We start from the raw sequence: 22,811 nt of genomic DNA, 5'->3' as shown, positions 1-22,811 counted from the left end.
ACAGCTCGGCCTCGCTGCGGCTGCATGTGAAGGGGAAACGATGAAGCTGACGGATGTCCTTGCAGGGTGTGGTGCCGAGCAGACCTCGGGCGGCCGGACCCCGGTCGACGTGACGGGGGTGTCGCAGGACTCTCGCAAGGTGAAGCCGGGCGATTTGTTCGTCGCAATTCCGGGTACGAAGGAAGACGGCGCCCAGTTCGTGGGTGAGGCCGTGTCTCGCGGGGCAGTGGCGGTGGTGTCGGAGAAGTCCCTGTCCTCGCAGGTGCCCTTCTTCAAGGTGTCCAACGCCCGCAAGGCGCTGGCGCTCATCGCGGCCAATTTCCATGGCCGGCCCGCCGACAAGCTCACCATGCTGGGGGTCACGGGCACCAACGGGAAGACGACCACCACCTATCTGCTCGAGGCGATGGCCACCGCGGCCTACTCCTCCACGGGTGTCATTGGCACGCTGGGCTACAAGGTGGGCGGCCAGTTCCACCCCACCGCCCACACCACGCCAGACCCGCTGGAGCTGCACCGCATCCTCAAGGAGATGGTGGACGCGGGCGTGGAGACGGTGGTGATGGAGGTGTCCAGCCACGCCCTGATGCAGGAGCGCGTGCATGGCATCACCTTCAAGGCCGCCGCCTTCACCAACCTGACGAGGGACCACCTCGACTACCACAAGGACATCGAGGAGTACTTCCAGGCCAAGCGGAAGCTCTTCGTGGAGAACCTGTCCCAGACGGGCGTGGCCGTGGTGAACGGCGACGACACCTACGGCACCCGCATCTACAACGAGCTCCGCGGCCAGAAGCGCATGGCGTGGAAGTTCAGCCGCCAGGGCAACGGGGAGATCTCCGCCGCGGACGCGTCCTTCAGCCTGCAGGGCATCAAGGGCGTGCTGAAGACGCCCGCTGGTGACATCCCGGTGAAGAGCCGGCTGCTGGGGCCGCACAACCTGGAGAATGTCCTCGCGGCGGCCGGTCTGGCGCTGGGCGCGGGCTTCGCTCGCCGCAAGGACGTGCAGCTGGGCATCGAGCGCATGGGCAGCGTGCCCGGCCGCATGGAGCGGGTGGAGAACCACGGCCCCGCGCAGGCGCCGGCGGTGCTGGTGGACTACGCGCACACGGATGACGCCCTCAAGCGCGCGCTCGAGGCGGCTCGGGCCATGGCCAAGGGCCGCGTCATCGTGGTGTTCGGCTGCGGTGGGGACCGGGACCAGGGCAAGCGTCCGCTCATGGGCACGGCGGCCGCCGAGGCCGCGGACCTCGCGGTGGTGACGAGCGACAACCCGCGCACCGAGGACCCCGAGGACATCATCTCGCAGGTGACGCCGGGCCTGGAGAAGAGCGGGATGCGCCGCATCTCCGCGGGCAAGGCCAAGAGCGGGGAGAAGGGCTACCTCGTGGACGCGGACCGCAAGGCCGCCATCGAGACGGCCATCTCCCTGGCGAAGGAGGACGACGTGGTCCTCATCGCCGGCAAGGGTCACGAGACGTACCAGATCATCGGTACCGAGAAGCGCTCCTTCGATGACCGCGAGGTAGCGGCCCGGGCGCTCGCCATCCGTACCTGACGGAGAGCGCGGACCCTTTATATGCCCGTACGATTCTCGGACGAGCAGGTGGTGCAGGCGGCCGGGGCCACCCGTCGCGGCGCTCAGCCGGCGGCGGAGTTCACGGCCGTCTGTACCGATACCCGGGCCCTGGTGCCCGGGTGCCTCTTCGTGGCGCTGCAGGGCGAGCGCTTCGATGCGCACGACTTCCTCGCGCAGGCCGCCAGTGCAGGGGCGGCCGGCGCCGTGGTGAAGAAGGGCAGGGCGCTTCCCCAGCTCCCGGAGGGTTTCACCCTCTACGAGGTGGAGGACACCCTGGCGGCGCTCGGCGGGCTGGGACGTGCGCACCGCGAGCGCTTCCGGATTCCGGTGGGCGCCGTGGGTGGCTCCAACGGGAAGACGACCACCAAGGAGATGGTGGGCGCCATCCTGTCCGTCCGGGGATCCGCGCTGAAGACGGAGGGCAACCTCAACAACGAGGTGGGGGTGCCCCTGACGCTGTTCCGCCTGGAGCCCTCGCACGTGGCGGCCGTGGTGGAGATGGGGATGAACCGTCCCGGGGAGATGACGCGGCTCACCCGCGTGTCGAAGCCGGACGCGGCCGTCATCACCATCATCCAGCCCGAGCACCTGGAGGGCCTGGGCAGCATCGAGGGCGTGGCCGAGGCGGAGGGCGAGATGTTCCGCGAGCTGCCGCCCGAGGCCGTGGCCGTGGTGAATGTGGATGACCCGCTCATTCCGCCGCAGGCGGCGCGCAGCCGGGCGAAGAAGCTCACCTTCGGCCGGGCCGCCAACGCGGACGTGCGGCTGGCGGGTGTCACGCCGCGAGGCCGCGAGGGACTGGCCGTCACGGTGCACTACCAGGGCAAGGATTGGCCGGTGAAGCTGTCCTTCATCGGCGAGCACAACGCCCTCAACGCCACGGGTGCCTTCGCGCTGGCGGTGGCCCTGGGCTACTCCCCCGAGGAGTGCGTGAAGGGCCTGGAGGCGGCGAGGCCGTACGCGCGCCGGCTCAACGTGGTGGACGGCCTGCACGGCGTCACCGTGGTGGACGACTGCTACAACGCCAACCCGGCCTCCATGGCCGCGGCGCTGGACACGCTGCGCTCGCTGGTGCAGCCCGGTGGCCGGAAGGTGGCGGTGCTCGGGGACATGTTGGAGCTGGGGCCCGGCGAGCTGGAGGAGCACGCGCAGCTGGGCACGCTGGCGGCGGGCAAGGCGGAGCTGGTGGCCTTCTTCGGGCCGCGCTCGCGCAAGGGTTACGAGGCGGCGGGGCTGGGCAACGACGCGGCGCACTTCACCGAGGTGGAGCCGCTGCTGGCCTGGTTGCAGCCGCAGCTGAAGGCAGGGGACGTGGTGCTGGTCAAGGCGAGCCGTGGCATGCGGCTCGAGCGGGTCGTGGCGGGCTTGACGGGTGCCGCCGCGCCTGGAGGTAGCCACTAGGTGCTGCTCCTCATCTACGAGTGGATTCAGGGCACGGACGCGGCCCGGTTGCTCAACTTCCTGCGCTACCCCACCTTCCGCATCGTCGCGGCGGCGGTGGCCTCGCTGCTGCTGGGCATGTTCGTGGGCCCGAGGCTCATCGCCTGGCTGCGCCTCAAGCAGCACGGGCAGAGCAACGTGCGCGAGGACACCCCGGACACCCACCAGAAGAAGAAGGGCACGCCCTCCATGGGTGGCGCGCTCATCCTCATGTGCATCGCGTTCGGCACCTTCATCTTCGCGGACCTGAAGAGCCGCGCGGTGTGGGCGGCGCTGGTGCTCACCCTGGGCTACGGCTTCATCGGCTTCCTGGACGACTGGCTCAAGCTGTCCAAGCGCAACTCCAAGGGACTGGCCGGCCGCTACAAGATGATCCTCCAGACGGTCTTCTACCTGGTGGCCATCTTCGGGATCATGTGCACGTGGACGGGGCCGGATGGCGCCTTCACGGGGCCGAAGCTGCTCATCGACACGAAGCTCACGCTGCCCTTCGTGCCCACGCACTGGTTCAACCCGGACTTCGGCTGGTTCTACGTCTTCTTCGCGTGGATCGTCGTGGTGGGCACGTCCAACGCCGTCAACCTGACGGACGGTCTGGACGGCCTGGCCATCATGCCCACCATCATCGCGGCCTCCACCTTCGCCATCCTCTGCTACGTGGCGGGCTCGTTGACGCGCATCGCCGACGTGGAGACGGTGGAGGGCGTGACGCGGGTGGTGGGCGTGCCCCTGTGGCGCTACCTCGGCGTCCCCGAGGTGCCCGGTGGCGCGGAGTTGGCCGTCTTCTGCGCCAGCATCGTGGGCGCCGGCATCTCGTTCCTCTGGTTCAACGCCTACCCGGCCTCCGTCTTCATGGGCGACATCGGCTCGCTCGCGCTGGGCGGTGCACTGGGCGGGCTGGCGGTGCTGTCCAAGAACGAGGTGGTCTCCGCCATCATCCACGGGGTCTTCTTCGCGGAGATCCTCAGCGTGATGATCCAGGTGACGTCCTTCAAGCTCACCGGCAAACGCGTCTTCAAGATGGCGCCGGTGCACCACCACTTCGAGCTGAAGGGCATGGCCGAGCCGAAGATCATCGTCCGCTTCTGGATCGTCGCCATCCTCTGCGGGGGCGTGGCGATTCTGTCGCTCAAGCTTCGGTAGGCAGTGTGGAGGGGTGGCGCGCATGACGCCCGACCTGAAGGACCGGAAGGTAGTGGTGTATGGGCTCGCCAAGAGCGGGTTGGCGGCCATCCGCCTCCTGCTGGCGAGGGGCGCGCGGGTGACGGCGCTGGACGCTCGCACCGAGGACGCCCTGGGCGACACGGCGCGCGAGCTGAAGGCGCAGGGCGTGACGCTCGTCACCGGCCCCACGCCGCCGGGGCTGCTGGAGTCGCAGCAGCTCGTGGTGGTGAGCCCGGGCGTGCCGCTGGCGCTGCCGGAAATCCAGAAGGCGCGCGCCGCGGGCGTGCCCGTCTGGGGCGAGGTGGAGCTGGCCGGGCGCTACCTCTCGCACCTGCCGTTCATCGGCATCACCGGCACCAACGGGAAGAGCACCACCACGGCGCTCACCGGGGAGCTCTTCTCGCGCAGTGGCCGGCGCACCTTCGTGGGCGGCAACCTCGGGCGCCCGCTGGCCGAGGCGGCCCTGTCCCCCGGTGACTGGGACGCGCTGGTGGTGGAGCTCTCCAGCTTCCAGCTCGAGGGCATCGACACCCTGCGGCCCAAGGGCTCCACCATCCTCAACCTCACGCCGGACCACATCGACCGGTACGCGAGCCACGAGGCCTACGGCGAGGCCAAGGCCCGCATCTTCCGCAACCAGGCGCAGGGTGACTTCGTCGTGGTGAACGCGGACGACGCGCACGTGCTGCGGCTGGCCGAGGCCGCCAAGGTGCCCGTCTACGGTTTCAGCCTCACCGGGCGTCCGGTGGCCGAGGCGCCGAAGCTCGCGGGCATGGCGGTGGCGCAGCCCGGCGGCTTCCGTTTCGAGGGGGCGGGGGACAAGGGCGAGTCCTTCACCCTCACCAACCGCGCGCTGCGCGGGGCCCACAACGCGCAGAACGCCATGGCGGCGGCATTGCTGGCGCGGCTGGCCGGCGTGGCGCACGAGGCGGTGCAGGCCGGACTGGACAGCTACCCGGGTCTGCCCCACCGGCTGGAGAGCGTGCGCGTGCTGGATGGCGTGGAGTGGGTGAACGACTCCAAGGCCACCAACGTGGACTCGGTGCTGGTGGCCCTGCGCGCCTTCCAGAAGGACGTGCTCCTCATCGCCGGCGGCAAGGGCAAGGGCGCTCCCTACCAGCCCATGGTCGACGAGGGCCGCGGCAAGGTGAAGGGCGTGCTCACCATCGGCCAGGACGCCGGGACGATCGCCCAGGCGTACGAGGGAAGCTGTCCCGTCTACGCCTGCGAAACGCTCGCGGAAGCTGTACGGCGGGCCAGGGCCCTGGCAGGATCCGGCGACACTGTACTTTTGTCGCCCGCATGCGCCTCCTACGATCAATTCCAGAACTTCGAGCACCGGGGCGACACGTTCAAACGCCTCGTGAGGGAGCTCTGAGCCCATGAAGGCCACTGCCGCTCCGTCCTCCGCCCCGGTGCGGTTCGACCCGCTGCTCCTGTGCGCCGTCCTGTCGCTCGTGTCGCTCGGCCTGGTGATGGTGTACTCGGCGAGCGCCGTCATGGCCCAGGACAAGCTGGGTGACAGCCTCTACTTCCTCAACCGGCAGCTCGTGGCGGCCGGCATGGGCGTGGTGGCGATGGCGGTGGGCATGAAGGTGGGCTGGCGCCGGCTGGCGCGGCTCGCGTACCCGCTGCTGCTGGTGACGCTGGTGCTGCTGGTGCTGGTGCTCATCCCGGGCATCGGCACCACGGCGGGCGGCGCGCGGCGGTGGATCCGCTTCCCGGGTTTCGGCCTGCAGCCGGCCGAGGTGGCCAAGGTGGCCTGGGTCGTCTACCTCTCGTACTCGCTGGCCAAGAAGCGCGAGAAGGTGGCCAGCTTCTCCGTGGGCTTCCTCCCGCACCTGATGTTGTGCGGCCTGCTGGTGGGCCTTTGTATGTTGCAGCCGGACTTCGGCAGCTCGGTGCTGTTGGTGTTCCTGCTCTTCGCGCTGCTGTTCGCCGCGGGCACGAAGTTGAGCTACCTGGTGGGCTCGGTGCTGCTGGCGCTGCCCCTGGCGTACGCGGCCATCGCCAGCAGCCCCTACCGCATGAAGCGCGTGCTGGCCTTCCTGGACCCATGGGCCCACCGTCACGACATCGGCTACCAGGTGGCCGAGTCCCTCATGTCCATCGGCTCGGGTGGCCTCACCGGCCTGGGACTGGGCGACGGCCGGCAGAAGCTCTTCTTCCTCCCCGAGGCCCATACGGACTTCATCTTCGCCATCATCGGCGAGGAGCTGGGGCTGGTGGGCGTGGTGCTGCTGGTGTCGCTCTACGGCATCGTCATCTGGCGCGGCATCCGCGCGAGCCTCGCGGCCCCGGAGGCGTTTGGCACGTACCTGGGCCTGGGGCTCACCTGCATCATCGCTTTCCAGGCCACGGTAAATATGTGCGTGGCCATGGGGTTGTTGCCCACTAAAGGACTGACGCTTCCGTTCGTGTCCTACGGAGGCACCTCCCTGGTGGTGCTCATGGGGGCGGCCGGTGTATTGCTCTCGCTCAGTGCCAGCGCCGAGGGTGCTAGCAACCGGACCCTGCGCTCCGGCGGTGACATGAGGGAGGTGGCGGCGTGAAGGTGCTCATCGCGGGAGGCGGTACGGGCGGTCATCTCTACCCGGGCATCGCCCTGGCCGAAGAAGTGGTGACGCGCCACCACGCCAACAAGGTGGTGTTCGTGGGCACCGAGCGCGGCCTCGAGGCCCGCGTGGTTCCCCGCGAGGGCTACCCGCTGGAGACCATCCGGGCGCAGGGCCTCAAGGGCAAGGGCCTGCTGGGCCTCATCAAGGGCCTGCTCGCGCTGCCCATGGCCTTCATCGAGTCCATCCGCATCCTCCAGCGCCAGAAGCCGGACGTGGTGGTGGGCGTGGGCGGCTACGCCAGCGGCCCGGTGGTGCTCGCCGCGGCGCTGATGGGCATCCCCACCGCCGTGCAGGAGCAGAACGCGCTGCCGGGGCTCACCAACAAGGTGCTGGGCAAGTTCGTGCGTGTCGTCTTCACCGCCTTCGAGGATGCCGCCCGCTTCTTCCCCTCGCGCAAGGTGCAGCTCGTGGGCAACCCCATCCGCCGCAAGCTGATGGAGAACTTCCTGCGCTCGCGCGTGGCGCACGAGAAATTCTCCCTGCTCGTCTTCGGCGGCAGCCTCGGGGCCCGTGGCATCAACCAGCGGATGATCGACGCGCTGGACCACCTCCAGGACATCAAGGAGCAGCTCCACATCGTCCACCAGACGGGCAAGAACGACCTGGAGACGGTGCGCAAGGGCTACGCGGACAAGGGCTTCGAGGCCCAGGCCCAGGTGGTGGAGTACATCGAGGACATGTCCAGCGCCTACGCCAAGGCGGAGCTCGTCGTCTGCCGGGCGGGTGCCACCACGCTGTCGGAGCTGACGGTGGCCAAGAAGGCCAGCATCCTCATCCCGTTCCCCTTCGCCACGGACAACCACCAGGAGGTCAATGCCCAGGCGCTGGTGAAGGCGGGCGCGGCCCTCATGTTCCGTGAGTCGGAGCTGACCGGGCAGCAGCTGGCCGCGGAGATCCGCCGCCTCAAGGACGACCCGGAGAAGCGCCGCCAGATGGAGAAGAAGGCCGGCCTGCTGGGGCGCCCCGAGGCCGCCAAGGAGCTGGCGGACGTGCTCGTGGACCTGATGGTGAAGACGTACGGTCCCTACGGCCGGGCCGAGGCCCGCGGCGAGGACCCCAACCCCAAGAAGCCCAAGAAGACCAACGGCGGCGAGAAGCCGCCCGGCGGCGGCGAGACGCCGGCTGGCGGCAACGAGAAGCAGGTCTGAGGAGATGACATCCGTGACGAACACCCGCCCCGCCAGGCCCGCGAGCCTCTTCAAGACGCGCCACGCCGCGCATGTGCACTTCGTGGGCATTGGCGGCATCGGCATGAGCGGCATCGCCGAGGTGCTGCTCAACCAGGGCTACAAGGTGTCCGGCTCGGACCTCAAGGCCAGCGACATCACCCGCCGCCTGCAGGGCATGGGCGCCACCATCTTCGAGGGCCACCGCGCGGAGAACCTCGTCCACGCGGACGTCGTCGTCATCTCCTCGGCGGTGCGCAAGGACAACCCCGAGGTCGTCACCGCGCGCCAGCGGAAGATTCCCGTCATCCCCCGCGCGGAGATGCTCGCCGAGCTGATGCGGCTCAAGTACGCCGTCGCCGTCGCCGGCAGCCACGGCAAGACGACCACCACCTCCATGGTCGCCACCGTCATGTCCGCCGCGGGCCTGGACCCCACGGCCGTGGTGGGCGGCAAGGTGAACGTGCTCGACTCCAACGCCAAGCTGGGCAAGAGCGAGCTGATGGTGGTGGAGGCCGACGAGAGCGACGGCAGCTTCCTGCACCTGCACCCGTCCATCACCGTGGTCACCAACATCGACCCGGAGCACATGGACCACTACGGCACGCTGGACAAGCTGAAGGACGCCTTCACGGCCTTCTGCAACCGCGTGCCCTTCTACGGCCTCAACGTGCTGTGCCTGGACAACCCCAACGTCCAGTCGCTGCTGCCCCGCCTGGAGAAGCGCTTCGTCACCTACGGCAGCTCGCACATGGCGGACTACCGGCTGGAGGGCATCCGGCTGGAGGGCTTCACCACCCGCTTCGAGGCCTTCCGGCGCGACGAGCCGCTCGGTGAGTTCCGCGTCCGCATGGTGGGGGCGCACAACGCCCTCAACGCCCTGGCCGTCATCGCCGTGGCCGAGGAGATGGACATCCCCCTGGACGTGGTGCGCAGCGCCCTGTCCGAGTTCGGCGGCGTGCAGCGGCGCTTCACCGTGCGTGGCGAGGCGGCCGGCGTCACCGTGGTGGACGACTACGGGCACCACCCCACCGAGGTGCAGGCCACGCTCGCGGGCGCCCGGCGCGCCTTCGGCCGGCGCACCGTCGTGGCCTTCCAGCCCCACCGCTACACGCGCACGCACGATCTGCTGAACGAATTCGCCACCTCCTTCAACGACGCGGACGTCGTCTTCGTCACCAGCGTCTACGCCGCGGGAGAGGAGCGCATCCCCGGCGCCACCGGCGACGCCCTGGCCGAGGCCGTCCGCGCCCACGGCCACCGCGACGTCACCTTCGTGGAGAAGCGCACCGAGCTGGCGAAGGCGCTGCTGCCCCGGCTGCGCGAGGGCGACATCGTCCTCACCCTGGGCGCCGGCGACATCACCCAGGTGGGCCCGGAGCTCGTCGAGCTTCTCAAGCAACACGGCACGGCGAAGGGCGACTAGGGCATGACGGCGGGTTTCTCCTCATCGTCCCTGCCCGAGCGGCTGGGGCGCCTGTCCGGCGTTGACGTGACGGCGGGTGCGCCGCTCGCGCCCCTCACGAGTGTGCGCGTGGGCGGCCCGGCCGAGGCGCTCGTCCGCCCGCGCTCCCCGGACGCCCTGGTGGCCCTGCTGCGCTTCCTGCGCGAGGAGGGCGTGCCCCTCACCGTGCTCGGCGGGGGCGCCAACACCCTCGTGGGCGATGGGGGCATCCCCGGCGTCACCGTGAAGCTCCCGAGCGACCTGTTCCCCGAGCTGGCCGAGGTGGGCGCGGAGGAGGGGCGGCTCACCCTCGGCGCGGGAGCGGCCATCGTCCGGCTCTGCAACCAGATGAGGGCCAACGGTCTGGTGGGCGCGGAGTTCCTCGCGGGCATTCCCGGCACCCTGGGCGGCGCCGTCACCATGAACGCGGGCACCAAGAATGGTGAGTGCTACCGCGTGGTGGAGGCGGTGGAGGTCGCTACCGCGGACGGGGTGGGGTGGATTCCCAAGTCCCAGATTCCGCACGGTTACCGTCACACGGAGCTGCCCCGGGGCGGCGTGGTGACGCGCATCCGCTTCTTGCTGCCCAAGGGAGACCTCGAGGCCTCCAAGAAGGCCATGGACGAGGATCTCGGCTACCGCAAGCGGAGCCAGCCGCTGAGCCAGCCCAACTTCGGCAGCGTCTTCGCCAATCCGCCGGGCGACTTCGCCGGGCGCCTCATCGAGTCCGTGAACCTCAAGGGCCACATCATCGGCCGCGCGCAGGTGTCCACCCTGCACGCCAATTGGATCGTCAACCTGGGCGGGGCCACCGCCCACGACGTGCTCTCGCTCCTCACCCTGATGCAGACTCGCGTGCGCGAGGAGCGGGGTGTCGAGCTCCAACCCGAAGTCAAGCGTGTAGGGGTCTTCCAGCCATGAGCGGCTTCTCCAAGGACGAGCTGAAGCGGAAGCGGGTGGGTGTGCTGTTCGGGGGCCTCTCCTCCGAGCGCGAGGTGTCCCTGCGCACCGGTGCCGCCGTGTCCAAGGCCCTGCGCGGCCTGGGCTACGACGTGGTGGAGATCGACGTGGGCAAGGATCTGCCCGCGCGCCTCGCCGCCGAGAAGGTGGAGGTCGCCTTCATCGCCCTCCACGGCCGCTACGGCGAGGACGGCTGTGTCCAGGGTCTGTTGGAGTGCCTGTTCATCCCCTATACGGGCAGCGGCGTCATGGCCTCGTCCCTGGGCATGGACAAGGTCTTCGCCAAGCAGGTCTTCCTCGCCCACGGCATCCCCACGCCTCCGTACCGCGCCTTCCGCACCGGCGATGAGGCCCGGGCCGCCGTGGACGCGCTCCCCTTCGGCCTCCCCGTCGTCGTCAAGCCCTCCCGCGAGGGCAGCAGCGTGGGCGTCGCCATCTGCAAGACGCGTGACGAGTACCTCGCCGCCGTCGAAGCCGCGTCCAAGCTCGCCGGCTCCATCCTCGTGGAGCAGTACATCAAGGGCCGCGAGGTGCAGGGCGGCGTCCTGGACAACGAGGCCCTCGGCGTCATCGAGGTGGTGGCCGCCCGGGAGTTCTACGACTACGAGGCCAAGTACAAGTCCGGTGGAACGACGCAGTACCTCTTCCCCGCCCCCCTCCCGCCGGATCAGTATGAGCGCGTGAACCAGGTCTGCCTTGCCGCCCATCGCGCACTCGAGTGCAGTGGAGGCTCCCGCTCGGACGTCATCCTGACGCCGTCCGGTGAGGTCTTCCTGCTGGAGATCAACACGCTGCCCGGAATGACCGAGTCCAGCCTGCTGCCGAAGATCGCCGCGGGCCGGGGCATCGACTTCCCGGGCCTGTGTGAGCGCCTCCTGCAAGGCGCCACTCTCAAGGCCTGAGAGGCCCCGCTCCCCAGAGAGAAGTGGACGTGCGGGGCCCCTTCAGGGGACCTGGGCGCTACAGCGACGTGGCTGTAGCGAAAAACTGGCGTGGAGATCCAACCCGGCGCAGCATGCGCCGACGCACACCATGGCTTTCGGTAAATCCAAGAATCGTCGTCGCCAGGACGCCGCCCAGACGAAGGCGGCGGTGACGGGAGCCGTGCGTTCGCACGGTCCTGGCGTGCTCAAGGCGATTCTACTGACCGGTCTGACATGCGCCTTGGTGTGGGGCGGAATCGAGCTGCGCCGCTGGGCGCTCAGCTCGCACACCTTCCTCTTGAAGGAGACCACCTTCAGCGGGCTGGAGCGGGCCGCGCCGGGCGAGCTGCTCAAGCTGTCCGGGCTGACGGTGGGGCAGAACCTGTGGGCGCTGGACGTGGAGACGCTGGAGCGCGCCATGGCCACCCACCCCTGGGTGCGGACCGTGGAGGTGCGGCGTCACTTCCCCTCGAGCGTGTCCGTGGAGGTGTCCGAGCACGTGCCGGCCGCGCTGGCGGTGCTGGGAGACCTGTACCTGGTGGACGAGGACGGCGAGCCCTTCAAGCGGCTGCAGCCCGGGGACAAGCTGGATCTGCCGTTGGTGACGGGGATGGACCGGGAGGGCTACCTGGCCGACGAGGCAAAGACGCGCGAGCGCTTCCACCAAGCGCTGGAGGTGGCGCGGGCCTACGCGGCCACCGAGCCCGGCAAGCGCGCGCGGCTGAGCGAGGTGCGGGTGGCGGCGGAGGGGCTGGTGCTGGTGCTGGCGGACGGGACGGAGGCGCGGTTGGGGGAGGGGGACACGGACGCCAAACTTCAGAGGCTCTCGCGCGTGCGCGAGGAGCTGCGTGCCCGCGGGTTGTCCGCGGAGGTCATCCACCTGGAGAACCGGGCTCGGCCTGGCTGGGTGGCGGTGAAGCTTTCGAGCCCCGCGTCCGAGAGGAGCGGGGCCTCGCAGTAGGAACGCGCCCCTTTCACGAGAGTGGGGGGCCTGGGAGGGTTGTCATGGCGAAGCAGAAGTCCGGGGAGATCATCGTCGGCCTCGACATCGGCACGACGAAGATCTGCGCCATCGTCGGGGAACTGACCGACAGCGGGATCGACATCATCGGCATCGGGACGCACCCGTCGAAGGGTCTCCGCAAGGGCGTGGTGGTCAACATCGAGGCGACCGTGTCCTCGATCCGCCGCGCGGTGGAGGAGGCCGAGCTGATGGCCGGCGCGGAGATCTCCCACGTGTACACCGGCATCGCCGGTGGCCACATCAAGGGCTTCAACTCGCAGGGGATTGTCGCGGTGAAGGACAAGGAGGTCCGCGAGCCGGACATCGCGCGCGTCATCGACGCGGCGAAGGCGGTGGCGATTCCGCTGGATCGGGAGGTCATCCACGTCCTGCCGCAGGAGTTCATCATCGACGACCAGGGCGGCATCAAGGAGCCGCTGGGCATGGCGGGAGTGCGCCTGGAGGCGAAGGTGCACATCGTCACGGGAGCGGTGTCGAGCGCGCAGAACATCGTGAAGTGCGCCAACCGCACGGGCCTGAACGTGGCGGACATCGTGCTGCAGCCGCTGGCGTCGGCGGAGGCGGTGCTGGGCGAGGACGAGAAGGAGCTGGGCGTGTGCCTCGTCGACATCGGCGGAGGCACGACGGACATCGCCATCTTCTCGGGCGGGTCCATCGTGCACACGGCGGTGATCGCGCTGGGCGGCAACAACCTGACGAGCGACATCGCGATTGGCCTGCGCACTCCGGCGCACGAGGCCGAGCGCATCAAGCAGAAGTTCGGATGCGCGCTGGCGTCGATGGTGAACAAGGACGAGACCATCGAGGTGCCGAGCGTGGGTGGCCGGCAGCCGCGGGTGCTGGGGCGGCAGATCCTGTGTGAGATTCTGGAGCCGCGGGTGGAGGAGATCTTCCAGCTGGTGCACCGGGAGATCCAGAAGTGCGGCTACGAGGACCTGCTGGCCTCGGGCGTGGTGATCACGGGTGGCTCGACGCTGCTGGCGGGGATGCCGGAACTGGCCGAGGAAGTGATTGGCCTGCCGGTGCGCCGGGGCATGCCGCGCGGGATTGGCGGTCTGGTGGACGTGGTGAAGAGCCCGATGTACGCGACGGGCGTGGGCCTGGTGGTGTACGGGGCGAAGCACCTGGACCGGCGGATGTTCCGGATCCGCGAGGAGAACGTTTACAAGAAGGTCAAGGGCCGCATGCGCGAGTGGCTCGAAGAGATCTTCTAGTCAGTTTTGACAGTCTTGCCGTACCCCACCGGGGCCGCTCTCCTCCCAGCGGCCCCGGTTTTTTTCGTGGGAACTCAACTGGATGCATGAATTTTGTTTCCAGAGGTTTTCGGCTGAGAGGCTGTTGAACGTGCGCCAGGACAAGCCTGGCTGGAGAGGAGGGGTAGCGCCCAAAACTTCAGAGAGTAGCCCACGGGTGGGAATCCCGTCCGGCCAGGTTGGGTCGCTTGGCTGAGAGCGAGTCTTGCGTGGCCGTAGGAAACACACGGGCGACCGTGGCTGCGAAGCGTAGACAGCGGGTGTGTGGGCCGTGTGATTGAGCCTCGAAATGCCTGTGTGGTGGAGGCCGACGCGGTGTTCAACGCGGAAGGCATCACCTCCGTGCACGGCGGATTCACCGTCGACCTCGGCACGGAGGCTCCACCGGGGTCATAGAGCTCGGCACGCACACAAGGGCTACCCAGGAACCTGGGAGATCTCGCCGCCTCCCGGCCAACCGCCGGGAACGGCCCCCGCGAGCGGAAGCGAGCGCGGTCGGGGCGTCGAGAAGTCGGAGCGCCGCAATACGAGCGAGGAAGTGGGGGAACCGACCCGACGGGACCCTGCGGAGCAAAGCGCGGCGCCGGGAACATCGGAACCGGACGGAGGAACGATGGGAGAGACATCGAGCTCACCAACCATCTCAACGAAACTCGACCGGATAGCGACGATGGCCAGGCAGATGAAGGACGCTGCTCTCTGCACACTGGCCCATCACATCGACGTGGAGTGGCTGCGCGAGGCATTCCGCCGAACGCGCAAAGACGGTGCCAGGGGCGTCGACGGGCAGAGCGCGGAGCAGTACGCGGAGCGGCTGGAGGAAAATCTTCAGTCGCTGTGCGACCGCGCCAGGTCCGGGACGTACCGAGCGCCGCCGGTGCGGCGGGTCCACATCCCGAAGGGAGATGGGTCGCAGACTCGGCCCATCGGAATTCCCACATTCGAGGATAAGGTCCTGCAGCGGGCGGTAGTGATGGCGCTGGAGGCCGTTTACGAGGAGGAGTTCTACGACTTCTCGTACGGGTTCCGGCCCGGTCGCTCCGCGCATCAGGCGTGCGAAGCGCTCCAGAACGCGACGGTGAAGATGGCCGGTGGGTGGGTCCTGGAGGTCGACATCAAGAAATTCTTCGACACCTTGGACCACGAGCATCTCCGACAGATGCTTGGCCAGCGGGTACGTGACGGCGTGTTGCTGCGCCTCATTGGCAAGTGGCTGAACGCCGGGGTGATGGAGGGCATGGACCTCTCGCACCCTGAGTCGGGCACTCCGCAGGGTGGCGTCATCTCGCCGCTCCTGGCGAACATCTACCTGCACGAGGTGCTGGACAAGTGGTTCGTGCGGGAAGTGCAGCCGCGGTTGAAAGGCCGGGCGGTACTTGTGCGTTATGCGGACGATTTCACGTTCGTGTTCGCACGGAAGGATGACGCCGAGCGGGTGTTCGAGGTGCTCCCGAAGCGATTTGGGAAGTACGGCCTGACGCTCCACCCGGACAAGACGCGGCTGGTGCCATTTCACCGGCCGGGGCGAACTGACGGGGATGGCGGCAAGCCCGGGACCTTCGACCTGCTGGGCTTCACGCACTACTGGGGCTTGTCGCGCAACGGCAAGTGGGTGGTGAAGAAGCGCACGGCGAAGGACCGCTTCAGTCGCACGCTACGCCGCATCAACGAGTGGTGCCGTACGCATCGCCACGATGATGTCGAGATGCAGCACCGCGCGCTCGCGCGAAAGCTGAATGGGCACTACGCGTATTTCGGCGTGACGTCGAACTACCCAGCGCTCACGAGGCTGTGGCACCAGACGAAGGCCATCTGGCGCAAGTGGCTCTCCCGCCGCTCCCAGAAGGCCTTGGTGAACTGGGACGCGATGCATCGGCTCCTGGAGCGATTCGAGCTTCCGAAGCCCCGCATCGTCCACCGGCACGGCACGTAGCGAATCCGAGCCTGAAGAGCCGGATGCGGGAAATCCGCACGTCCGGATCTGTGGGGGCCTCCTCAGGTGACTGGGGAGGCTACCCGACTGGGCGGGCTTATCGCTTCGGCAACTCCTTGAGTGAATCGTAAATCCTCGCCCGAGCCCGTCGTGACGCGAGAGCAGAGGCGTGAGCATGTCCGTCGCCCCCGTGAAGGAGGAGGAAGCGATGGAAATGAAGGAGCAGGCGGAGAAGTTCCGGCGGCAGGTACTCGAGCGGGGCGAAGTGGGCCCGCGTACGCGCTACACGCAGGAGCAGAGACAGGAAGCGGTGGCGTACATGCGAGCGCGCCAGCAACAGGGGGCGAGCAGGGAGGAAGCGGCGAAGGAGTTGGGCGTGAGCAGTTGGACGCTCAGCCGCTGGGGCAGCGCAGCTCGCCGTGCCACTCATGAGGAGCCCGCGAGGGCAGCGCTGGTCCCCGTGGAGGTGAAGGACGCGCGCCCCGAGGCCAGAAGAGGAGGGCTGGTGGCGCACGGGCCCGGAGGAGTACGGGTAGAGGGCCTGTGCGTTGAGGASGCGGTGAGGTTGCTGCGAGGGCTGCTGTGATTGGCTCCACGCGCAGGCTCGCGGTGTACGCCTACGGGCAGCCGTGCGACATGCGCAAGAGCTACGACGCGCTGAGCGGGCTGGTGACGCAGGCACTGGGCCGCGACTTCCTCTCGGGCGACGTCTTCCTCTTCGTGGGACGGGACAGGAAGAGGGCCAAGGCGCTCTTCTGGGACGGCACCGGGCTGTGCCTGTACGCCAAGCGGCTGGAGAAAGGACGCTTCGCGCCGCTGTGGCAGCCAGAGAGCGACAAGCCGCCGCTGGTGCTGACGGTGTCGGAGTTGGCCCTGTTTCTGGAGGGCAGCGAGCTGGTGGGACGAGCGCCGCTGTCGCCCGCGCCGTACACGCTGGCGCCGCTCTTCCAGCCGGAGGACGCTGGGGCGGTGACTTCGTGAGTCATGCCGCGCGCACTACTTGCGCGGGCGGGTGCTGGCATGGCACTACCCGCGCATGAGCTTCCAGCTTACGACGGAGAAGGACGTGGAGAGGCTGCGCCAGGCGGCCCTCCTGTTGGAGGCGGAAAACAGACGCCTGGTGGCGCGCGTGGTGGAGCTCACGCGCAAGCTGATGAGCGCCCAGGGCAAGGACGCCGAGGAGTTGCAGCTGCGTTTGCAGGAGTTGGAGCGGCAGCTCGCGCAGCGCACCGGCGAGCTGTTTGGCCGCTCCAGCGAGAAGCGCCCCCAGCGCGAGCAGGACGAGGGGAACAAACCCGAGCCGCCCACGCACGGCCACGGCCCGCGCGCCCAGCCCACGCTGCCGACGCTGGAGGTGGAACACACGCTGGAGGAGCCCGACAAGCAGTGTCCCAAGTGCGGCGGGGCGCTGGCGCAGATGAAGGGCTGCTACGAGGAGGCCGAGGAGGTGGACGTGGTGGAGCGGCGCTTCGTGCTGCGCCGCCACAAGCGCCAGAAGTATCGCTGCGGCTGCGGCGGGTGCGTGGAGACGGCCCTGGGCCCGCCCAAGCTCCAGGCCGGTGGGCGCTACTCCGTGGACTTCGCCGTGGAGGTGGCCGTGGCCAAGTACCTCGACCACATGCCCCTGGAGCGGCAGGTGGGAAGCATGGAGCGCGAGGGGCTGGTGGTGGACAGCCAGACACTCTGGGACCAGATTGACGCGCTGGCGCGGTTGCTGTCGCCCGCGCACGAGGCGCTGCACGCGGCGCTGCTGACGCGCGAGATTCTGGGGGGAGACGAGACGCGCTGGCCGCTGCTGGGCAGCAAGAGCCAGACGCGCTGGCACGCCTGGGCGCTGTGCGCCCCCGACGCAGTGGTGTACCGGATACAGGAGGGCCGGGACACCGAGGCCGCGCGCAACATGCTCCAGGATTATGGCGGAATCCTCATGGTGGATGGGCTGAGCACCTACGAGAGCGCCGCCGCGGGCTCCGGGGGGAAGCTGACCCTGGTGAACTGCTGGATGCACGCGCGGCGCAAGTACGTGGAGTGCGTGGAGGCCTTCCCCCAGGCCGAAGAGGCTCTGGAGATGATTGCCGGGCTGTACGCAGTGGAGCGCGAGTACAAGGAGGGACCCGAGAGCCTGGAGCGCCTGCTGGAGCTGCGACAGCACAAGAGTCGTACCATCATCGAGCGGCTGCACCAGTGGGCGTGCGAGCAGCGCGCATTGCCCCAGTCGGCGCTGGGCCAGGCAATCAAATACATGAGCAACCGGTGGACGGGGCTGACGCGGTTTCTGACGGACCCGCGGGTGCCGCTGGACAATGGGGCCACCGAGCGCGCCATGCGCGGGCTGGCGCTGGGGCGCAAGAACCACTACGGCAGCCGGAGCCGGCGTGGCACCGAGGTGGCGGCCCTCTACTACAGCCTGATGGAGACGGCGAAGCTGGGCGGGGTGGACCCCAAGCGCTACCTGCGAGAGGCCGCGCTGGCGGCCCTGCGCGGGGAAGCGATTCCCCTGCCCAACCAGCTCGCGCAGTCCGCTGCGGGCTGACTCGCCACGGCACTCATTCCCACCTGTCTTGAGCTGACCGGGCGCCGCGCTGGCTGTCGCACCGCGGTGAGCGCTCCCTCATGCCCCGCGCTCGTCGTCAAGCTCCTCGACCACGGGGCTCGGCGAGCATTTACAGTGAATCTGATGCTGCACGGAAGCGATGAGCCATGAGCCGCGGGCAGCGGCATGCGCGAATGTGCCTGATGCCGCGCACACCCGTACTAGCCAGGCAGTCTTGCCTCTGGCAGCACATGACTACCCCACGCTCAAGAAGACGTGGGCAGACGGAGCCTGCCAGGGGCAACAGGTGGAAAAGGTGGCCAGCGAGAGTGGCCTTGCCATCGAAGTGGTGAAACGCTCGGACAAGGACAGGGCTTCGTTGTCCAAGCCAGGCGCTGGATTGTCGAGCGCACCTTCGGTTGGCTCAATCGAGAGCGGTGTCTATCCAAGGACTACGAACGTAAGGAGGAGTCCTCGGAGCCCGCTACTCCTGCTTCTGAGTCGTTTTCCAGACCGCGTGAAGTCCTTACCCATGCGGCAGGGGCGGAGGCCGAGATGAAGGTGCTACGCTTCATGGCCGAGCCGACATGGAGAAAGACGCATGCTGCTTCGCTGTATCTCCCTCATCTCCGTATTGACTGCTACGTGGGCCGCGGCATCACCCGTGATGCATGTGCCAGCCAGACATGCGCAGCAGCTCTTCATGTCTCAGCACTCCAGGGTCCCTGGGCTCGTTCGCGAGGCCGTGCTGCAAATGCCAAGCACGCTCAAGGCCAATATGCTCGCGGCCATCGTCCGGGGCGATCTGGCAGGCGCCATCGCTTTGTGGGAGCTCGAGATGGGGCGGCGAGCCCCTCAGTGGCTGACGGAGTTTCAAGCTGCGTTCAACGTGGTCAACCAGAGAGCAGGGCCTTGTGCTGAGGTCGCCAGGAGCGTCTTCGAAGGTTTCAGAAGGCTCGGGGAGAAGCCCGTCTATGTCCGTTTCACTTCGACGGGCTCTGTGCGTGGGGCAAATCTCATTGCCTGGGAACGACGCGCTGGGGATTCCCTCAGTACCATTCAGATTTCCGATAACTCTGTTCACTTTGCTGTACAGCTCAAGGAGCGCATCTATGATGCGTTGACCGGGCCCACAGGGATGACTGCGTCCGAGTACATGATGCGCTTGAAGTCCCCTGGAAGCCTCTCGATGCATGTCGTGAGCGAGCTGCGATGAGTCCTACGAAACTCAATGCGGGAAGTCTGTTCGAGCACATACGCCACATCTGCTTGCGCCCGAGGATGTTCGCCCCTGACTTCACGCTCGACCATCTCGCCCTCTACATCACGGGTTATGATGATGCCCTCGGAGATTTGGGGCAGAAGGGCCAGCACGAACAATTCAGGGAGTGGATCTTCAAACGGCACCCCAGGTGGCGGCATCTGCCCACCTGGTGGGCTCAGCAGGTCTACGAAGCCAATGAGCGCGACCTGGAGCGCACGCTCGAAGCCATTGTCCGTCTCCTGGACGAATTCCTGGCAACGGAGGGGGCCGAGTTCGTTCGTTTCCCCGAGCGGGAGACTCAATACGACATCGTCATCGAGAAGCCAGAGAAGCGTCCGAAGCGGAGTCCTCGCTCCAAGCGTTGAAGTCATTCACAGGGTCGGGGCTCGCGCTCGGCGGCGCTACCGGGAGCCCGCGTCCGATGTCCCCGGCGCCGGGCATACGTCCGGAGGATTTCCTTCTATCTCGCAGTACCTCGCCAGGGACGCGCAGTAGCGCTGGTTTCCCTGCTGGCAGAGTGCGAGCAGGCGCCTGGCGATCACCTTCATGCCCGCGTCCTCGCGCTCCTCCTTCTTCTCCTCCTCCGAGAGCGGTCCCCACAACTGATTCTCGCGCGCCTTCGCGAGCCGGGCCCGCTCCCGCAGCCTCGCGGCGGCCTGTGCGTCCCCGAAGACCTCGGAGAGGTCCGCGGCGAGATCGCAACGCGCCTCCGAGCCCGTCCCACCATCGACTTCCTCGCAATGGCGCTCCATGCACTGGCGCACGTCCCCGTAGAGCCCGAGGTGGTTGTTCGGGCTCCAGGGGCGTCCGCTCCATGTCTGGATGAGCTCGGGACATAGGCGGCCGTAGTGCTTCGTCAGCGTCGCCATCTGTCCTTCGAACATCAACTCCACTTGACCGCACATCCGCTTCATCTGGCCGAGGGCCACCGGGTCCACTCCCTCGAGCTTCTCGGGCTGCTCGCACATCCGGGCGATACACTGAATGCTCGTCAGCTCCACGGTGAGCACACCCTGCTGCCCGGCGTCTCCCCATTGCAGTGCGGCCATGCGCGGGCACCACCTGGCCGTGGCGGCCTGCCAGTGTTCCGCCAGTTCCCCTTCGAGCTGGAAGGGGCCCTGGGCCTGCTTCCTCGACGTGGCGGCGGGCCGCGAGGGCTGCCCGTCCTCCCGGAAGGAGTTCACGAGGAACCCGAGGAGCACTCCCCCCATCACCAGCGCGATGACCGCCTGGATGGATATGCCGGAGGAGCGCTTCTGGGGTGGTGGAGTGGGGTTCTTCCGTCCGCGTCGCGACTTACCCATCCTCGCATCATAGTGGTGTGGGATGGTTTGGGTGTTACCGCGCACGCTCGTTGGGGCAGTGAGTCCCACTGATGCATGGGACAGAGGCTCACCACAGCACGCCGAGGTTGAGCGTGCCGGAGTAACGGCCGCCCGGGCTGATGGTGAAGTTCATCGACTCGCCCGGAGTGGGCACGCGCAGCGAGGCGGCGAACTGTTGGTTGAACATGATGTTGTACTGGAGGCGCGCGTCGGCGGTGATTCTGCCGAACGTCGCTCGCATTCCCGCGCCCACGGGGATGTTGCCCACGATGTCGTCGTTGAAGCCCGGCACTCCGCCCCGGACGTTGTAGTGGCTGAAACCCACTCCCCCCATCACGTAGGGCTGTACCGCCGCGGAGGTGAGGCCCACGGTCGTCGCCGCGTAGGCGCCGTTGCGCACCAGGTCCACGCCGGGCCTCGCCCCCGAGGGACTTCCCGTATCGAGCTCGTTCACCGCGCCCGAGTAGCCAAACTCCAGGCCTATCCTCCGCGTCGGCATCAGCCCCAACGTCACCCCATAGGTGGCTCCGAGGTCGATCGCAGGAGCCAGCGCGAAGGTGTAGCCCTCCACGCCGCCGCCCACCGTCACCGATAGTCCCCGCTTGCGCCCTCCGGCCTCCTGCTGGGCCTCGGCGCTGCCCACGCAAAGCACCAGGCCCGCCAGCCCCATCAGCGCTCCCCTCATCGTCCCTCCGTCCGAGCACCTTGGCTTCGACACGACAAGGTCTGTCCATGCCGCCGGCATGACAAGGTGCCTCCCGGGCAGGCCAGCAGCCGAGCGGTCCCTCCGTCGATGGTCCAGGGAGTAGCGAAGGGTGGGGGTCGAAGTGTGCGAACCGAGCCGGCCTTGGGTTTTCGGAAGGGAAGGTAAAGCGGCTCGGTGGTGTGGAGATTGCTGGGTCTGGAGTCATGAACGTGCGCTCCCCGCTGTGTGCCCCGGTGGTGGTGGGTCTCCTCCTCGCTGGTTGTGCCGAACCGCTTTCGGGGGAGGCCCCGCCCGACGCGGCTCCCGTGACGGTTCCTGAACAGCCCCAGCCCGCTCCCGTGCCCATTTCCCTCCGGGTCCCCGTCCCCGAGGGGCTGCGGGACTCGGGCTCCGTTCTCCTGGTCTCGCGCCTGCATGCGTCCCGTCCGGCTCAGGAGTTCGTGACGGCACTGCCCTCGGGGTCTCAGGAATTCGAGGTTGACGCCACCCCGGGCGAGGTTCTCGCCGTGTCCCTGCTCGACTCCGCCGGTGCTCTGTCCGAGTCGGCGATGGTGCAGGCCGGGGTCTCCTCCGTCTGGCCGGCGAAGCAGGCACAGCCCCGGATCCTCCGGGTGCCACAGGACTACCAGCGCATCCAGGCCGCGGTGGATGCCGCTCGGGCCGGGGATACCGTGCTCGTGAAGTCGGGCACCTACTTCGAAACGGTGCGCCTGAAGAGTGGCATCCAGCTGCTCGGCAGTGGCGCGCGGTGGACCATCCTCGACGGCGGCGGGGCACCCGTGAATCTCATCGACTTCTCGGGGGCCTCGGACGTCGTGGTGGCGGGCTTCACCTTCCAGAACGTGGGGACGGGCAACCTGTGTGACGCCATGGACGTGATGGACTGTGGCGGCAACTGGTACTCCGCCGCCGTCTACGCGGATGGCCACACGGACCAGGGCGAGGCGCCCACGTCCGCCCTCCTGATGCACAACGTCTTCCGCAACAACTCCATCGGCGCGATGCTCTACTTCCACGCTCGCGCGGTGGTGCGCAACAACCTCTTCGTGGGCAACACCCATGGCTTCGTGGCCAATCACTTCCAGGACGTGGCGCTCGTGGCGAACAACGTCTTCTGGGAGAACACCCGCGAGGCCATCGTCAGTCAGGCGGCCTGGCTCGACATCCTCAACAACGTGGTGGCCCGCTCCGAGATCGGCATCTGGCACGCGCACATCCAGACGGGGCGCATCCGCTGCAACCTGTTCTTCGAGAATGGCGTCAACGGCGCGGACATCCACCTCGTGCCGCCCCGGTTCGAGATCGGCACGGACGGCAACGTCGAGCTGGACCCGCTCTTCGTCTCCCCCGAGGCGGGCAACTTCCACCCGGCGGGGGGCTCCCCGCTGATCGACACAGGATGCTTCGAGGGCCTCGAGCAGAACGGGACGCGAGAGGACCGGGGGGCCTACGGAGGGCCCCTCGGCAGCTGGCAGTGAG

At 68.1% G+C, this 22,811-nt stretch carries 20 protein-coding genes and 1 pseudogene; 19 read left to right on the top strand and 2 right to left on the bottom strand.

The genetic code is table 11. From position 1 onward, the window contains the following. Nucleotides 1–40 precede the first annotated feature (40 nt). The 18 genes and pseudogenes from BO221_RS03830 (at nucleotide 41) to BO221_RS03750 (ending at nucleotide 19,666) form a co-directional block, all read left to right on the top strand. Nucleotides 41–1,558: a UDP-N-acetylmuramoyl-L-alanyl-D-glutamate--2,6-diaminopimelate ligase gene (locus BO221_RS03830; RefSeq protein ID WP_073558912.1), complete on the top strand. Its 1,518-nt coding sequence runs from the start codon at nucleotides 41–43 to the stop codon at nucleotides 1,556–1,558. Between the two features lie 21 nt (nucleotides 1,559–1,579). Continuing rightward, nucleotides 1,580–2,980: a UDP-N-acetylmuramoyl-tripeptide--D-alanyl-D-alanine ligase gene (murF, locus tag BO221_RS03825; protein ID WP_073558911.1), complete on the top strand. Its 1,401-nt coding sequence runs from the start codon at nucleotides 1,580–1,582 to the stop codon at nucleotides 2,978–2,980. Next, on the top strand, nucleotides 2,981–4,162 hold the full coding sequence (mraY, locus tag BO221_RS03820; protein ID WP_073558910.1) for a phospho-N-acetylmuramoyl-pentapeptide-transferase: 1,182 nt from the start codon (nucleotides 2,981–2,983) through the stop codon (nucleotides 4,160–4,162). A 22-nt stretch (nucleotides 4,163–4,184) separates the two neighbouring features. Further along, nucleotides 4,185–5,561 (top strand): UDP-N-acetylmuramoyl-L-alanine--D-glutamate ligase, encoded by a 1,377-nt coding sequence (gene murD, locus BO221_RS03815; protein ID WP_073558909.1) that lies wholly within the window; start codon nucleotides 4,185–4,187, stop codon nucleotides 5,559–5,561. 4 nt (nucleotides 5,562–5,565) lie between these two features. After that, nucleotides 5,566–6,735, top strand: a complete 1,170-nt coding sequence (gene ftsW / locus BO221_RS03810; RefSeq protein ID WP_073558908.1) for a putative lipid II flippase FtsW — start codon at nucleotides 5,566–5,568, stop codon at nucleotides 6,733–6,735. Next, nucleotides 6,732–7,949 carry an undecaprenyldiphospho-muramoylpentapeptide beta-N-acetylglucosaminyltransferase gene (gene murG, locus BO221_RS03805; RefSeq protein ID WP_073558907.1) on the top strand — a complete coding sequence of 406 codons (1,218 nt, stop codon included), beginning with the start codon at nucleotides 6,732–6,734 and terminating at the stop codon, nucleotides 7,947–7,949. The genes ftsW and murG overlap by 4 nt, the downstream gene beginning before the upstream one ends. Before the next feature lie 13 nt (nucleotides 7,950–7,962). Then, nucleotides 7,963–9,393, top strand: a complete 1,431-nt coding sequence (gene murC, locus BO221_RS03800; RefSeq protein WP_083680724.1) for a UDP-N-acetylmuramate--L-alanine ligase — start codon at nucleotides 7,963–7,965, stop codon at nucleotides 9,391–9,393. 3 nt (nucleotides 9,394–9,396) lie between these two features. Then, nucleotides 9,397–10,332: a UDP-N-acetylmuramate dehydrogenase gene (murB, locus tag BO221_RS03795; protein ID WP_073558905.1), complete on the top strand. Its 936-nt coding sequence runs from the start codon at nucleotides 9,397–9,399 to the stop codon at nucleotides 10,330–10,332. Next, on the top strand, nucleotides 10,329–11,273 hold the full coding sequence (locus BO221_RS03790) for a D-alanine--D-alanine ligase (protein ID WP_073558904.1): 945 nt from the start codon (nucleotides 10,329–10,331) through the stop codon (nucleotides 11,271–11,273). The genes murB and BO221_RS03790 overlap by 4 nt, the downstream gene beginning before the upstream one ends. A gap of 130 nt (nucleotides 11,274–11,403) precedes the next feature. Then, a complete protein-coding gene (locus tag BO221_RS03785; RefSeq protein WP_073558903.1) occupies nucleotides 11,404–12,255 on the top strand; it encodes a cell division protein FtsQ/DivIB in 852 nt (283 codons plus the stop codon). A gap of 44 nt (nucleotides 12,256–12,299) precedes the next feature. Next, on the top strand, nucleotides 12,300–13,532 hold the full coding sequence (ftsA, locus tag BO221_RS03780; protein WP_043401686.1) for a cell division protein FtsA: 1,233 nt from the start codon (nucleotides 12,300–12,302) through the stop codon (nucleotides 13,530–13,532). A gap of 709 nt (nucleotides 13,533–14,241) precedes the next feature. Beyond that, nucleotides 14,242–15,504: a group II intron reverse transcriptase/maturase gene (gene ltrA, locus BO221_RS03775; RefSeq protein WP_073558902.1), complete on the top strand. Its 1,263-nt coding sequence runs from the start codon at nucleotides 14,242–14,244 to the stop codon at nucleotides 15,502–15,504. A 175-nt stretch (nucleotides 15,505–15,679) separates the two neighbouring features. Further along, nucleotides 15,680–16,090, top strand: a complete 411-nt coding sequence (locus BO221_RS03770; RefSeq protein WP_073558901.1) for a helix-turn-helix transcriptional regulator — start codon at nucleotides 15,680–15,682, stop codon at nucleotides 16,088–16,090. After that, on the top strand, nucleotides 16,087–16,485 hold the full coding sequence (tnpB, locus tag BO221_RS03765) for an IS66 family insertion sequence element accessory protein TnpB (RefSeq protein ID WP_083680609.1): 399 nt from the start codon (nucleotides 16,087–16,089) through the stop codon (nucleotides 16,483–16,485). Before BO221_RS03770 ends, tnpB begins: the two co-directional genes overlap by 4 nt. A gap of 55 nt (nucleotides 16,486–16,540) precedes the next feature. Then, the gene (locus BO221_RS03760; RefSeq protein WP_143195195.1) at nucleotides 16,541–18,037 is read left to right on the top strand and encodes an IS66 family transposase; all 1,497 of its coding nucleotides are present in this window, start codon (nucleotides 16,541–16,543) and stop codon (nucleotides 18,035–18,037) included. 369 nt (nucleotides 18,038–18,406) lie between these two features. After that, a pseudogene (locus BO221_RS53410) lies at nucleotides 18,407–18,523 on the top strand (transposase); the annotation flags it as partial. A 115-nt stretch (nucleotides 18,524–18,638) separates the two neighbouring features. Next, nucleotides 18,639–19,253 carry a hypothetical protein gene (locus tag BO221_RS55340; RefSeq protein WP_198956069.1) on the top strand — a complete coding sequence of 205 codons (615 nt, stop codon included), beginning with the start codon at nucleotides 18,639–18,641 and terminating at the stop codon, nucleotides 19,251–19,253. Nucleotides 19,254–19,318: 65 nt separating this feature from the next. Next, the gene (locus BO221_RS03750; RefSeq protein ID WP_143195242.1) at nucleotides 19,319–19,666 is read left to right on the top strand and encodes a hypothetical protein; all 348 of its coding nucleotides are present in this window, start codon (nucleotides 19,319–19,321) and stop codon (nucleotides 19,664–19,666) included. A 36-nt stretch (nucleotides 19,667–19,702) separates the two neighbouring features. Here BO221_RS03750 and BO221_RS03745 read toward each other — a convergent pair whose 3' ends face one another. Both BO221_RS03745 and BO221_RS03740 read right to left on the bottom strand, forming a co-directional pair. Beyond that, entirely contained in the window at nucleotides 19,703–20,605 is a 903-nt protein-coding gene (locus BO221_RS03745) for a hypothetical protein (protein WP_073558898.1), read from the bottom strand. Between the two features lie 88 nt (nucleotides 20,606–20,693). Continuing rightward, nucleotides 20,694–21,311 carry an outer membrane beta-barrel protein gene (locus BO221_RS03740; protein WP_233165650.1) on the bottom strand — a complete coding sequence of 206 codons (618 nt, stop codon included), beginning with the start codon at nucleotides 21,309–21,311 and terminating at the stop codon, nucleotides 20,694–20,696. 224 nt (nucleotides 21,312–21,535) lie between these two features. Between BO221_RS03740 and BO221_RS03735 the strand changes: the two genes are divergently transcribed. After that, nucleotides 21,536–22,810: a NosD domain-containing protein gene (locus BO221_RS03735; protein WP_073558896.1), complete on the top strand. Its 1,275-nt coding sequence runs from the start codon at nucleotides 21,536–21,538 to the stop codon at nucleotides 22,808–22,810. Nucleotide 22,811 lies beyond the last annotated feature (1 nt).

The sequence above is a fragment of the Archangium sp. Cb G35 genome (genome assembly GCF_001896145.1).
GTDB classification, from domain to species: Bacteria; Myxococcota; Myxococcia; order Myxococcales; family Myxococcaceae; genus Archangium; species Archangium violaceum.
The sequence above is the reverse complement of the archived record's forward strand: the minus strand, read 5'-3'. Positions and strand labels throughout refer to the sequence as shown.